13 protein-coding genes are annotated in these 12907 nt (G+C 60.1%); 3 read left to right on the forward strand and 10 right to left on the reverse strand.

All coding sequences use genetic code 11. The annotated features are described in order from the left end of the window. Positions 1-13: 13 nt before the first annotated feature. The 4 genes from GR198_RS03995 to GR198_RS04010 form a co-directional block, all read right to left on the reverse strand. Complete coding sequence (locus GR198_RS03995; RefSeq protein WP_029874811.1) at positions 14-583, reverse strand: DedA family protein; 570 nt, start codon at positions 581-583, stop codon at positions 14-16. A gap of 30 nt (positions 584-613) precedes the next feature. Next, positions 614-1975: an FAD-containing oxidoreductase gene (locus GR198_RS04000; protein WP_029874812.1), complete on the reverse strand. Its 1362-nt coding sequence runs from the start codon at positions 1973-1975 to the stop codon at positions 614-616. Further along, positions 1972-2433 carry a DUF4126 family protein gene (locus GR198_RS04005; RefSeq protein WP_029874813.1) on the reverse strand — a complete coding sequence of 154 codons (462 nt, stop codon included), beginning with the start codon at positions 2431-2433 and terminating at the stop codon, positions 1972-1974. Before GR198_RS04005 ends, GR198_RS04000 begins: the two co-directional genes overlap by 4 nt. Before the next feature lie 209 nt (positions 2434-2642). After that, a protein-coding gene (locus GR198_RS04010; protein WP_094231186.1) for an IS5 family transposase occupies positions 2643-3394 on the reverse strand; the annotation gives its coding sequence in 2 pieces (ribosomal slippage) (positions 2643-3067 and positions 3067-3394; 753 coding nt in all). A 288-nt stretch (positions 3395-3682) separates the two neighbouring features. On the opposite strand from GR198_RS04010, the gene fliF reads away from it, so the two are divergent. The 3 genes from fliF (at position 3683) to visR (ending at position 7278) form a co-directional block, all read left to right on the forward strand. Then, on the forward strand, positions 3683-5374 hold the full coding sequence (gene fliF / locus GR198_RS04015; RefSeq protein WP_164067549.1) for a flagellar basal-body MS-ring/collar protein FliF: 1692 nt from the start codon (positions 3683-3685) through the stop codon (positions 5372-5374). A gap of 402 nt (positions 5375-5776) precedes the next feature. After that, positions 5777-6523 (forward strand): transcriptional regulator VisN, encoded by a 747-nt coding sequence (gene visN / locus GR198_RS04020; protein ID WP_025393145.1) that lies wholly within the window; start codon positions 5777-5779, stop codon positions 6521-6523. 8 nt (positions 6524-6531) lie between these two features. Then, positions 6532-7278, forward strand: a complete 747-nt coding sequence (visR, locus tag GR198_RS04025) for a transcriptional regulator VisR (protein WP_028740340.1) — start codon at positions 6532-6534, stop codon at positions 7276-7278. Positions 7279-7360: 82 nt separating this feature from the next. On the opposite strand, the gene GR198_RS04030 is transcribed toward visR, so the two are convergent. The 6 genes from GR198_RS04030 to motA form a co-directional block, all read right to left on the reverse strand. After that, the gene (locus GR198_RS04030) at positions 7361-7804 is read right to left on the reverse strand and encodes a hypothetical protein (protein WP_017958982.1); all 444 of its coding nucleotides are present in this window, start codon (positions 7802-7804) and stop codon (positions 7361-7363) included. Between the two features lie 5 nt (positions 7805-7809). Further along, positions 7810-8889 carry a flagellar biosynthesis protein FlhB gene (flhB, locus tag GR198_RS04035; RefSeq protein ID WP_029874040.1) on the reverse strand — a complete coding sequence of 360 codons (1080 nt, stop codon included), beginning with the start codon at positions 8887-8889 and terminating at the stop codon, positions 7810-7812. A 232-nt stretch (positions 8890-9121) separates the two neighbouring features. Then, the gene (fliG, locus tag GR198_RS04040) at positions 9122-10162 is read right to left on the reverse strand and encodes a flagellar motor switch protein FliG (RefSeq protein WP_164067552.1); all 1041 of its coding nucleotides are present in this window, start codon (positions 10160-10162) and stop codon (positions 9122-9124) included. A 28-nt stretch (positions 10163-10190) separates the two neighbouring features. Then, on the reverse strand, positions 10191-10778 hold the full coding sequence (gene fliN / locus GR198_RS04045) for a flagellar motor switch protein FliN (protein ID WP_164067554.1): 588 nt from the start codon (positions 10776-10778) through the stop codon (positions 10191-10193). 65 nt (positions 10779-10843) lie between these two features. Then, complete coding sequence (locus GR198_RS04050) at positions 10844-11794, reverse strand: FliM/FliN family flagellar motor switch protein (RefSeq protein ID WP_164054091.1); 951 nt, start codon at positions 11792-11794, stop codon at positions 10844-10846. Next, positions 11795-12667 (reverse strand): flagellar motor stator protein MotA, encoded by an 873-nt coding sequence (gene motA / locus GR198_RS04055; protein WP_011650470.1) that lies wholly within the window; start codon positions 12665-12667, stop codon positions 11795-11797. Positions 12668-12907: the final 240 nt, after the last annotated feature.

The following is a 12907-nucleotide window of genomic DNA, read 5'->3' on the forward strand; positions in this document are numbered from 1 at the left end:
AGCAAGTCTGCTCTTATGAGTGCTTGGCACTCAGTTTCATCTTGCGAAAGGCCAGAGCTGCGGCTGCGACGACAGCCGCGGCTCCGACTGCGATCAGCAGATGGCGGTGAAGCGGAAGGTGGCCCAATGTCTGTTCAAGGCCGTGCCCGAATAGATAGCCAAGCGCCGTGAAAAGCTGCCCCCATACCAACGCGGCCGCGGCATTCAGGATAATGAATTTCCCGGTCGCTATTCGTGTTGTCCCGATGACGATCGGGCTGATCGTCCGCAATCCCACTAGGAAACGAAATGCAAGGATGAAGCCGGTCGGATATCTTTCCAGAAGCCGGGTGGCGCGCGCCAGCGCCGGTCTTTCCATCAGCCGGCGGACGAGACCCCATCGAGCGGCATAACGGCCGGCGAAGAACCAGAACTGATCGCCGGCGAAGGATCCCGCCGTTGCTGCAAGCGACGCCGACCAATAGGTCAGCAGCCCGCGGTGGGAAATGACGCCGCCGAGGAAGGCGGCTGTTTCGCCTTCGAAGGCTGCACCCAGAAATATCGCCAACAGGCCGTAGTGCTCGATCAGCAGTTCGATAGACACGCGGCTGTCCTCGGCCCGGGGTTTCTACAGCTAAACCGGCTTCAAATCCCCAAGCAGCGTCGGGATCAGCTCCGACACCGTCGGATGGATCGGCACCGACCATTGCAATGCGGGATAGGTCGTTCCTGCATTCATCGCGTCTATGATACCGTGGATCACCTCGTCGCCCTCGATGCCGAGGATCGCCGCACCGAGGATTTTTTTGGTTTCGGCGTCGGCGATCACCTTCATGAAGCCTTTGGTCTCGCCGCGCTCGTTGGCGCGGCCGACGCGGCTCATCGGCCGGGTCGAGATCATGATCTTGCGTCCCGAGGCGCGCGCCTGCTTCTCCGTCATGCCGACACGGCCAAGCGGCGGGTCGATATAAAGCGCATAGGCCGGAATGCGGCTCGAGACCTTGCGGTCGTCGCCGTCGAGCAGATTGGCGGCGGCGATCTCGAAATCATTGTAGGAAGTGTGGGTGAAAGCGCCGTGGCCGTTACAATCGCCGAGCGCCCAGATGCCGTCGACATTGGTGGCAAGCCTGTCGTCGACGGTAATGAAGCCGCGTCCGTCGGTGATGACGCCGGCGGCATCGAGGCCGAGATCGTCGGTGTTCGGCTTGCGGCCGGTGGCGATCAGCACATGGCTCGCATCGATCCTCGCTGAATCGGTGGCGACCGTTATTCCGTCGCTGCTCCTAGCGAAGGCGATGTCGCTGACGCCGGTATGAATGTCGATGCCCTCCGAGCGCAGGACATCGGCGATCGCGTCCGATATATCCTCGTCCTCGCGCGACGCGAGCTTCGGGCCATGCTCGATGATGCTGACTTCGGCGCCGAAGCGGCGATACATCTGCGCGAATTCCAGCCCGATATAGCTGCCGCCGATGACGGCCAGATGCCGCGGCAGCGTGTCGAGATGGATGATCGAAGTGCTGGTGAGATAGTCGATATCGTTGACGCCTGATAGCTCGGGGATGACCGGCCGCGCGCCGACATTGAGGAAGATGCGCGGTGCGGTCAGCGTCTCGCCGTTGACGCTGACGGTCTTCGGGTCCTCGAAACGGGCATGGCCATAGATCACGGTCATGCCATCCATGCCGGCGAACCAGCCGATCAGGCCGTTGCGGGCGTTCATGGTCACCGTTTCGGCGCGCGCCCTGACCACCGTCATGTCGATGGCGATCTCGCCCGGGAGATTGACGCCGTAAACGGCGCCGTTTCTTGCGACATGGGCGGCGCGGGCGCTGGCGACCAGTGTCTTCGTCGGCATGCAGCCGGCATTGACGCAGGTGCCGCCGAGGAATTTGCGCTCGATCAGCGCCACCTTCATGCCCTTTTCGACCATCCTGGCGGCAAGAAACGGGCCGGCCTGGCCGGCGCCGATAACGATGGCGTCGAAGCTTTTCATGCGACAGCCCCCACGATCAGCACCGCGCCGATGACGGCGACGGCATCCTCGATGAGAGCGGCCGGCAGATCCTTGCCGAAGGAGGCGGCAAGCCTGCTGCGAACGGCGGCGCCACCATATGTGCCGATGACGGCGCCGATCACGCCGGCGATCAGCCCGCCGAAGAGCAGGCTGCTGGCGGCACCGATCGTGGCACCGGCCAGCGCGCCTGTGACGATGCGAGCGCCGAATTGCACCGGCACCTTGCGCGACGGTGTGGATGGCAGCTGGTCGGTGATCAGTTCAACGATGGCGAGAAGCGTGAAGATCCACGGCGTCCATTGGTAACCCATGATGGCAAGCGGCGTCTGCGAGACATCGAACCAGCCAAGCGCCGCGCCCCAGGCGACGGCGGCGGGCGCCGTCATGGCGCGAAGCCCGGCAATGACACCAATCAGCAATGCAAGAAGCAGAAACATGCATGATCCCCTTTTTGCCGGCTCCTGCCGCAGTCAGGGAAGGTTGCATATTGTCAGGCGCGTGGCAATTCGCCCTTTCGCTCCAATGCGCTAAAGCGCGTCGCGTCGAATCGGAATCATGTGACGCGCTTAAGTCTTTGTTTTATGCATGCCGTTGTCCCAAAACCGCTGCACACTTTTGGGCGGCATGCATTAGGCTCCAGACTCAATCATGCCCACCAAATGACGAGAGCAGCGATGTAGCAAGTTGCCTCGAAGTTGATCATGAGCTTGTCGTATCGTGTTGCGATGCGCCTCCAATCCTTCAGGCGGCAGAAGGTGCGTTCAATAATATTCCTGCGCTTGTAGGCAATGGGGTCGAAGGGCTGTATGCGCTTTCGAGTAGGATTGTTGGGAATGACCGGCTGCGTGCCGCGGGCGGTGAGGAAGTCGCGTAATGTGTCGCTGTCATAAGCGGTGTCTGCGGCACACAGGCGGCTCGCAGGCAAGGGCGTGAGCAGCGGAACGGCAACGGGTGCGTCGCCGCGCTGCCCGGGCGTTATTCGCAGCGCGATTGGACGGCCGCAACCATCGACAACAGCATGGATTTTTGTCGATCTGCCGCCTCGCGAGCGGCCGATTGCCTCGGCATCCGCCCCCCTTTTCCGCCAGCGGCTGATCGGTGGGCTTTGGCGGTGGTGCTGTCGATCATATGAAGATCCCGATCGGTTGTTTGCGCCAGAGCTTCAAACAGCCGCCGCCATATTCCTTTCGCAGACCAGCGATGGAAGCGATTGTAGATGGTTGTTGAAGGCCCGTAGCAAGTGGGACAATCCTGCCATCGGCAACCCGATCGCAGGACATGGATGATTCCACTAATCACTCGACGGTCGTCAGTGCGATGAGCACCGGGTTGGTTCGTGGGAAGTAGGGGCGCAATCACCGCCCACTGCTGATCATCAAGCCAGAACTCTCCTGCCATCATCAAAACTCCCATTGTCATCATAATGAATCACAGCGATCCATTTTGATCAATGGCTTGATTGGGTTTGGAGCCTAGAACGTCTCCGTTTTTCTCCGAGTCACGGAAACGCTCTCTCCTTGTTCTTGCGCAATTCCGGACGCAAAACCGCTGGGCAGTTTGGCCGGAATTACTTTAGCCCTTTTCACTCCCGCACGCTCTCACGAAACGCTCGCACAAGTTTCGCCGACTATTCGTCTGATGAGGCAATAAGCCTGCTTTGTCTTTGACGGATCGTGCGAGAACAGAATGAATCTGTTAAATCAATTAGTTCAGATCTTTAAGAACTTCGGCGCCTTGGGCCGAACACGCCTGATGATTCTTGGAGGCGTCGGTGCCGTTTCCATTGCAATCGTCCTTGCGGCCGCCCTTTTCGTCAACAAGCCGGCACAGGAAACGCTCTATGTCGGTCTGGACTCGCCGGATCTCAACCAGATCAGCATGGCGCTTGCCGAAGCCAACATCAATTTCCAGGTCGGCACGGATGGCTCCAGCATCAGCGTTCCCGCGGGGATGACGGGCAAGGCCCGCCTGATGCTTGCCGAGCGCGGCCTGCCGAACAGCGCCAATGCCGGTTATGAACTCTTCGACAATGTCGGCTCCCTCGGCCTGACCTCCTTCATGCAGGAGGTAACGCGGGTTCGAGCGCTGGAAGGCGAAATCGCCCGCACCATCCAGTCGATCTCGGGTATAACAGCCGCGCGCGTCCATATCGTCATGCCGGAGGTTGGAAACTTCCGGAAGGCGGAGCAAAAGCCGACCGCATCCGTCATGATTCGCGCAAGCGCCACCACCGGGCGCAGCGCGGCGACCTCGATCCGCCACCTCGTCGCCTCGGCTGTGCCGGGGCTTGACGTCGATGACGTGACCATCCTCGATTCCGCCGGCCAGCTGCTCGCTTCCGGCGACGAGGCGAGCAACAGCTCGCTGAACCGCTCGCTCAACATCGTCCAGAACGTTCAGCAGGAAGTCGAATCCAACATCGACAAGGCGCTGGCACCCTTCCTCGGCATGGACAACTTCCGCTCCAGCGTCACCGCCGATCTCAACACCGACGCCCAGCAGATCCAGGAAACGACCTACGATCCCGAATCCAAGGTCGAACGTTCGGTCCGCTCGACGAAGGAAGCCCAGCAGTCGCAGCAGAAGCAGTCCGATAGCGCGACGACAGTCGAGCAGAACATTCCGCAGGCGGCTCCCGAGGCCGGCGGTGCCGCCGGGCCTGAATCGCAGGACAAGTCGGACAAGCGCGAAGAGCAGACCAACTACGAAATCAACAGCAAGACGACGGCGACGACCCGCAGCAGCTACAAGGTCGAAAAGCTTTCGATCGCCGTGGTGGTCAATAAGGGCCGCATCGCCAAGATGGTCGGCGAGCCCGCCGATCAGACCAAGGTCGACGCCTATCTTGCCGAAATGCAGAAGATCGTCGCTTCGGCGGCCGGCATCGACGCCAAGCGCGGCGACATCGTCACCGTGACGGCCATGGACTTCCTCGAGAACCAGTTGCTCGAAGACGCCACCGGCGGCGTCCGCGTCATGGACATGCTGAGCCGCAACCTTGCCGGCATCATCAACTCGCTCGCCTTTGTCGCGGTCGCCTTCGTGGTGGTCTGGATGGGCCTGCGGCCCCTGGTGCGCAGCATCAACGGCAACGGCAGCTCCGCGGCTTTCGGCGACGCGACGCCGGAAGCGGCCGGCCTCGAGCTTCCGGACTTCGCGCCTTCATCGGGAGCACCCGGCGGCGCTCTCATGGACGGCTTCGGGTCCGACTTCGGCTTCGACAGTACCGAGGACCTGCTCAGCCTCGGCGACGACGATGGAAACTTCAATCGCCGCGTCAAGGAAGGCCCGGAACGCAAGCTTTCCCGTATGGTCGAGATCAACGAGGAACGCGCCGCGAAAATCCTCAGGAAATGGGCGATCGACGAAGCAGCGTAAAGGAAAGGCCGGGCAACCGGCCTTTTTTCATGTCGGTACCGAAGCTGGATCCCTAACCGCTGTTTGCTGAAAAGCCGTGACTGGAAATGCGAAAGACCCGACCACTGAAATGCGGCTGTAGGGCGATATGATGAGATGGACTCGCGTAAAACGCGAAGCAAGTTGCGATACCGCCAGAATCACCTTAGCCTCCCTATATCTTGAAGGCTGGAACGAGCGGTCGAATCAGTGCATTGGCGACAGCGAAAGTAAATCCCTAGAAGTCGGAGATGGTGATTTGCATCGGCTGGCTTACCCTTGGGTGATTCGAAATGGGATTCGAGCGGGACTTGAATTGAATCCCTTGCAGAAAAATTGCTGTTGCACCGAGTTCGATCGTTTCTCAGCCGCAGGACATTGCCAATGGATATGAATGTAATTCAGGCGAGCAAAGGCGAGAGGCATATGGCGAATTTCGCGAATGCGGTGGTGCCGGATCTGTTGCCGCGCGATGAGCTGCTCCAGCGCCTCCACGGTGTCGCCAGCACTGGCAGGTTGCAGTCTGGTTTGCGCGCTCTGACGGACTACGTGGGTGCTTCGCACTACCTTCTGGCGCGCTGCGATCTTCTTCAGGAAAGTGGCCTCGATTTCATCGTTTCGTCGGACTGGCCTTTCGATCTGGTCAGGGACATCGCCAATGATCTGGTTCGCGGCTATGCCCGGTCGACGGAGCTGGAAAAATGCATGCAGGTTTTCCAGCCGAATTTTGCTCTTCTGCCTGACAGTGCCGAGGTTCCGGATGGCGCCAGCCGTCAATATTGTTCGGTGACCTTCAATGTCGGCCGGTCGCGGCTGGCCTTGATGTTCCTGTTCGGCGAGGGGTTCATCCTTTCGCCGGAGCGCCTGCGGGACGTAGGCCTGCTTGCAGGTTATGTCGCGAGCTTCCTGCGCTGCGGTGGTACGAAGGTCGATCGCGATTTCGAATTGACCGACCGCGAGTTGGAATGCCTGTTCTGGATCGCCGAAGGCAAGACCAGCGACGAGATCGCGATGATCCTCGGTATCTCTCGCAATACCATCAACAACTACATCACCAGCGTGATGCGCAAGACGGCGACCAAGACGCGGTCCGAGGCCATTGCCTTCGCCGTCCGCAATAATCTCGTATAGGGGGATCTATGGGCTATCCAGCAGGCAGGACGATGAGCAGCGCCGAGCAGCTGCGCACGGTGCGTGTGAACAGGATTTCCAGCCGGTCCGATCTTTTCCCGCGGCTGATCGCGATGCAGAAGCTCGCCGATGCGCAAGGTTTCGCGATCTTCCGCGTCAGCGGCTCGGGCCTTCCGGCAAAGCAGAGGCTTGTCTGCGAGCTTGAGAACTGGGGTTCTTCCAATGCCGGTTTCGGCAAGGCCTTCACGGATGCCTACGGCGATATTCTTCTCGATCATATCGACAAGTCGCTGCTGCCGCTCTCATGGGCCGGCGGTTACGACCGTGCGGCACCCGGTCCGGCAGACTTCTCGCCGTTCATGACGCGACTGCAGGACGGTATTCTGCCCTTCTCCGGACTTGCCTTTCCAGTGCGGCTCGGCGCCGTCGGCAATGGTTTCATCCTTTTCACCGGCGATGAGATCGATCCTTCGAGCGATACCATCGTCGAGCTGCACGGTCGCTGCTGCCATATCATGATGGATCTGCTCTCGCTCGACGAACGCCGCACGGCTGCCGCCGAGGCGCTCAGCGAACGCGAGATCGCCTGTCTGCAGCTTGCCGGCGACGGCCGCATCAGCGAAGAGATTGCCGACAAGCTCGGCCTGTCGGTGCACACGGTGAACGCCTATCTCGGCTCGGCGACCATCAAGCTCGATTCCGTCAATCGCATCCAGGCGATCGCCAAGGCGATCCGGCTTGGTTATATCAGCTGAACCCACGCGTTGTCGCTTGCAGCGCCGCGCGTCTTTTCAGACGCGCGAGAGCATGTCGCGCAAAAGTGTGCATGGAAGAAAGTCAGCCGGCCAGCGCCTGCGGCGGCTGGTTGACGCTATAACGCGCTTCCCGAAGGCTCTTTTTGAGGAAGATGGTGTTTTCGTCCGGATCGGCCGAAGGCTCCTGGAAAGCGATATGGCTGATCTCGATGCCGGCGTGATCTTCGGCAAGGGTGAGCTGTGCGTAGACGGTGACGCCGCGCGGCTTGATTTCCAGATCGAGAACGACTTCGGGCTTGCCGCCCCACTCCAGAGTATAATTGCCGCCCAGGCCGAAATTCACCGTGCCTGGATGAAAGAAAAGCTCCGCCGCCGAAGCGACGAGATCGGAAAGATTGCCGTAATACTCGAAGCGCAGCAGTGAAATAAGGTCAGAAGCATCCAGAAGGCGCAGTTCAGTGGCGACCGGGCTGATCGCGTCTGCGAGGATCTTTTCACGCTGGGTAGAGTGGGGGCATTTTTTCATTCGGCTTATCTGACCCGTTTGTTCTTGGCGTCCGCAGCGTAGACCCGGTGGATGAGCTCCGCTACCGCCTTATAGAAGACTGACGGGATGACACTATCGATCGAGACTTGCGCAAACATGGAGCGCGCAAGGGGCGGATCTTCGAACACCGGTATGCCGTTCTTCTCGGCAATCTCCCTGATTTTGAGCGCAATCAGGTCCTGACCCTTGGCCAGCACCACCGGCGCGTCGTTCTCTTCGCGCGCGTAACGCAGCGCCACCGCATAATGCGTCGGATTTGCAATCACCAGCGTCGCGCGGTCCACGTTGGCGATCATGCGCCGGCGCGCCCGGTCGCGCATCAGCGAGCGCTGCCGGCTCTTGACGAAGGGGTCGCCCTGCGCCTGCTTGTTTTCTTCCTTCACCTCGTGCCGTGTCATCTTCAGCTCGGTAAACCAGTGATGGCGCGTCCAGAAAAGATCGGCGATCGCCACGATAGCCGTGGCGATCAGCATGACGATGATGATCTTGCGCATCGCCGCCATCATTCGCACCAGGATCGTCTGCGGATCGGAGAACATCGCGTCGATCGAGCCGAAATATTCGCTCCTGAGCACGAAGAACAGGATCACCCCGACGACGACCACCTTGAACAGCGACTTTCCGAATTCGACCAGGCCGGGCACGCTGAAGAGCCGTGACCAGCCTTTGATCGGCGAAATCCGCGAGACCTGCGGGCGGATGCGTTCGAGCACCGGCGTCGGCAGATTCTGAAAGACGGAGGAGGCGACGCCGAACACCATGAACAGGATGAAGGCGGGTGCCACCAGCGCCGCACTTGCCCAGCCGATCCGGACGAACAGCGCCAGGACATCCGGTCCCGTCTCGATCTTCCACTGGTCGGGCTGCTCGAAGATGTCGCGCAGCATTTCAGTCATGCGCCCGACACTTTCTGGAAGGAAGAACACCAGATAGATGAAGGTGGCGAGGATGGTCGCAAAGATCGACAGTTCGCGCGAAGACGGCACGTTGCCCTTTTCCGCGGCATCGCTTTGCTTTTTCGCGGTTGGGGCTTCTGTTTTGCTGTCCTTGTCATCGTCTGCCAAGTCGCGGCCCTCTTCAAAGAAATAGGCCGCAGCTAATGCTTGTCGCCCAAAAACGTGCAGCGGTTTTGGGATAATGACATGCATCAGAACAAAGACCTAAAGCGCGTCGCAGGAACCGAGTTCTATGCGACGCGCTTTAGAGCGCGGACTGTTGCTGGAAGGGTAGTCGTCTGTGGCACGGCGATCAACAGCCGCCTTTCGGCATGCCGGATTTGTCAACAGTCTCGACGTGTTAGGCGGCCGCCGAAGCGTCGCCTTCCTTTTCCTTGAGCTCGATCTGGCCGGAACTGGCCAGCCGAATCGCTTCCTGCGCCACGGCGCGGCGGGCAATCGCGATCTCGCGCGGATTGACGCCGCCCATGCCGCTCTGCAGATCCGATTCGATCATGCGGCGCTGACGTGGGCTGATGGCGGAGAGAACCGATTCGCGGATCTCGGGGGGCGACCCGCGCAGCGCAACGGTGAGCACGTCCGTCGAGATGTCGTTGAGCAGCATGACGCGGCTGCGCTGCGGCATGTACATGAGGTCCTCGAACAGGAAGATCTTCGGGCGAACCTTGTTGACCGACTCGCGGCTGATCGATTCGAGCGAGCTGAGCAGCGTGTCGACCTGCGGCTTGTCGAGCTCGTTCATGAGATCGGCGACCTTCGTCGAGCCGGCCGCATTGCGCTCTGCCTCGACTTCGGCAAGCAGCGTCATGACCTGGTTCTCGATGATCTGCGCAGCCTTCGGGCTGACCGCCTTCATGTTGACCGTTCTGTTCATGATGTCGGCGCGGCGGTTGTCGGGAAGCTGCAGCAGCACCTTGGCGCCGAAGGCGGAGGGCATCATCGAAAGAATATAGGCGACGGTCTGCGGATGTTCGCGCAGCAGGAACTGCGCGACGAACGTCGGCTCCGCCTCGCTGAGGCGATCCCAGATCGAGGTTTCGTAGGCCTGGAATGCGGTGCGGCGGCCGAGCAGGCTGTCGACCTCGTCGGGCGTCAGGCCTTCTTCAAGAATGGCCTCGATCGCCTTGGCGTTGTCCATCAGTCCGGCGCCCTCGGTGAAGAGGTCTTCGAACTCGGAGACGAGCAACAGCAGCTCGTCCGGCGGAATAGCGCGCAGCGACTGGGCGGATGAGATAATGGTCTGCAGTTCGGCCTGGGTGAAATATTTCAACAGCCGGCCGGCGACGCCCTTTCCCATAGCGAGAAGAACAGCCGCCGCCTTTTCAGCCTGGGTCAACGGTTTCCCGGCTAGTGCGCCGCCGAAATCGTCAAAGTCCATCATGGTCTAACCTCTCCGTCCCACACAGGGATCAGGCTTTTTTCGTACTCAAAACTTCAATCAGTTTCACACCGAATCGTGTGTCGTCGTTATCAAGCACCGTAATTTCGCCGCGGGCAATCCTGCGGCCATTCACCATGATCTCGACCGGTTCACCGATCTTCCTGTCGAGGGCGATCGTCGCCCCTTCATTGAGGTTCATCAGGCCGGAGACCTGCATGCGGCTGGTGCCGAGCATGATCTGGACGTCGATCGGGATGTCCATGATCAGATCGAAGTTGGAATTCAACGCGCTGCCGAGCGGGGCCGGCGACGCCTCGAAGGAGGGGCTGCTGCCGAAATCCATGCCCGCCGCCGGGTTGGCATCGCCGCCGCCGAAGTCGCCCCCGAAATCGTCGCTGCCAAACGGGGTTTCCGAAGTCTCGCCGCCAAAGGCGGCCAGGTCCGTTCCTGCTGCGAAGGGGTCGCTCTGCAGGTCGTCGCCAAACTGCGACAGGTCGCCATCGGCATCCTGCTTCAGCACGCCGCGCAGATCGTCGATCGCCTGATCGAGATCGGCTTCGCTGCCCGGAAGATCCAGGGAGAGGTCGCTGTTCTGCTGTGTTTTCTTCGTAGCCATGAAATCACTATTCCAGTTGAAACTTGCCTCAAACTGCCTTTGCAGCCCAAAAGCCAGAGAACCGATTAATTCATTAAATGACGGATGAGTTCGTCATCCGAGTTCATCGTATCCTTGACGCGGACCATGTAGTTTTCGCCTGAACGCCCGAACTCGCACACATACAATTCCTTGCTGTTGGCGCTGACCTCGACGCGCACCTCGCCGTGGTCGCGGAACGGAATGACGTCGCCGACCATCAGCTTCGATATCGTGCGCAGCGTCAGGTCCTGCAGCCTGATCTTGGCCTCGAGCGTGACATGTGAGCGGCGGACCTGGTCGCCGAGCTGTTCGGTCCATTCAGCTGAGTTGCTGCTGGCCTGGCGTTTCGGCTTCGGCGGCGTCACCTTGGTCTTGAGCAGTGCCGTCTGCGGAACGATCAACGAAAATTCCGAAACGATGCCGGCAAGCGTGATCGACATGTTGATGGCGGCCGCGAATTCATCCGGACGATCCTCCTGCGGCCGGGCGCGCATGTCATGGGCGTACGGGGCCGAAAGGCTCGGTTCGAAACCGCCCGGCGCGTTGACGGCCGAACGCAGCACCTTGGCGATCTTGTCGAAGACCATCACCGCCAGATCGAGCTCGATGATCGACAGCAGTCGGTCGGCCGGTTCCTCGATCGTATCGGCTGTGGCGCCGAGCAGATGCTCCATCAGCGTGATGACGAAGCCGTTGCCGCAGGCAAGCGTAATGTTCTGCGACCAGTTGCGCAGCGTCGCGTCGACGAGTGTGACGTTCGCGCTCAGGTCTTCGATGAGGTGGTTCTTGTAGCCGATCTCGCAGCCGAGATAGTTGACCGTCACGTCGAGGCCGGTCTCGCTTTTGATGACGTCGGGAAAGAATTCGCTGTAGATTTCCCCGAAGGAGCTGCAGATCTTGGCGACCCTGCCTCTGTCGCCAAGCCCGCCTGTCAGCTTGGCGAGGAGGGCAGGATCCATTGCCGGTTTGTCGTGCGAAGCATTGCTCATAGTCATTTAAGCCGCCTTGTTTTCGCCGCCTGGGTTCATCATTTCCTGCTCGACCGCATCGATGGACGGACGCTCGTAAGCCGAGATCGTCTTGCGACCGTATTCGAGAGCGACCTGCGGTACCGAGCCGTTCATATAGGCAAGCAGCGTCTGCTTGACGATGACGTAGAGGCGGTGCTGCTTGTTGCGCACGACCTTGATCTGGGAGACCAGCGGCGAGCAGACGCAGTAGGACAAGAGAATGCCGAGGAAGGTGCCGACGAGCGCCGAGCCGATCAGGTGACCGAGTACTTCAGGCGAATCGTTGATGTGAGCCATCGCCTTGATGACGCCGAGAACGGCCGCGACGATACCGATCGCCGGGAAGGAATCGCCCATGATCTGGATCGCGTGGTAGGGCTTCATCTTGTCGTGCATGATGGTGTTGAGCTCTTCATCCATCAGCGCCTCGATCTCGTGGCTGCGGGCGTTGCCGATGATGATCAGGCGCACGTAGTCGCAGATGAACGCCGTCAGTTCCTTGTTCTTCAGAACGGTCGGAGCCGATTGGAAAATCGTCGATTCGGCCGGATTGTCGATATGGGCTTCGATTTCGTTTCGCGACTTGGTGCGCAGGTCGCGCATCAGCGAATAGAGCACGCCGAGCGTATCGAGATAGTTACGTTCCTTCGGCACGGCATGCTTGAAGGCTTCGCCGAGCGCCTTGCCGGAATCCTTCACCACCTTCATCGGGTTCGCCATGATGAAGCTGCCGAGACCGGCGCCACCGATGATGACGAATTCGAAGGGCTGGAACAGAGCGTTCACGTCGCCGCCCATCGCCATGAAGCTGCCGATGACACAGCCGCAAGTCACTATAAATCCGATAATGATGTTCATCGTCAGCCCAATCTGAACGTTGCTTTTCATTGAGACCGATAGGGTTTCTGCCTTGCGTGAGGCTGATGAAAGGCCCGTTCGCGAGGCATTTCCGCGTGCCAGCTTCGCGCAAGCATCTGCCGTCAGTCTAAAGGGGACGAATGGGTGCGAGTACCCGTTTCTGAGATGCCGCCTCAGCGAAATCCCGGCCGAACCACATAAGACGACGCCCGGCTTTTCGTTCCGTTCATCGCCAATGCT

The organism is Rhizobium leguminosarum, assembly GCF_010668065.1.
GTDB lineage: Bacteria > Pseudomonadota > Alphaproteobacteria > Rhizobiales > Rhizobiaceae > Rhizobium > Rhizobium leguminosarum_S.

What these genes read in the sequence shown, in the direction of transcription:
- GR198_RS04005 (WP_029874813.1), bottom strand. Translation starts at nt 2,433, where the DNA reads ATGTTTCTGCTTCTTGCATTGCTGATTGGTGTCATTGCCGGGCTTCGC.
- visR (WP_028740340.1), top strand. Translation starts at nt 6,532, where the DNA reads ATGGGCTATCCAGCAGGCAGGACGATGAGCAGCGCCGAGCAGCTGCGC.
- fliF (WP_164067549.1), top strand. Translation starts at nt 3,683, where the DNA reads ATGAATCTGTTAAATCAATTAGTTCAGATCTTTAAGAACTTCGGCGCC.
- GR198_RS04030 (WP_017958982.1), bottom strand. Translation starts at nt 7,804, where the DNA reads ATGAAAAAATGCCCCCACTCTACCCAGCGTGAAAAGATCCTCGCAGAC.
- fliN (WP_164067554.1), bottom strand. Translation starts at nt 10,778, where the DNA reads ATGGCTACGAAGAAAACACAGCAGAACAGCGACCTCTCCCTGGATCTT.
- GR198_RS04000 (WP_029874812.1), bottom strand. Translation starts at nt 1,975, where the DNA reads ATGAAAAGCTTCGACGCCATCGTTATCGGCGCCGGCCAGGCCGGCCCG.
- fliG (WP_164067552.1), bottom strand. Translation starts at nt 10,162, where the DNA reads ATGATGGACTTTGACGATTTCGGCGGCGCACTAGCCGGGAAACCGTTG.
- GR198_RS04050 (WP_164054091.1), bottom strand. Translation starts at nt 11,794, where the DNA reads ATGACTATGAGCAATGCTTCGCACGACAAACCGGCAATGGATCCTGCC.
- motA (WP_011650470.1), bottom strand. Translation starts at nt 12,667, where the DNA reads ATGAACATCATTATCGGATTTATAGTGACTTGCGGCTGTGTCATCGGC.
- visN (WP_025393145.1), top strand. Translation starts at nt 5,777, where the DNA reads ATGGATATGAATGTAATTCAGGCGAGCAAAGGCGAGAGGCATATGGCG.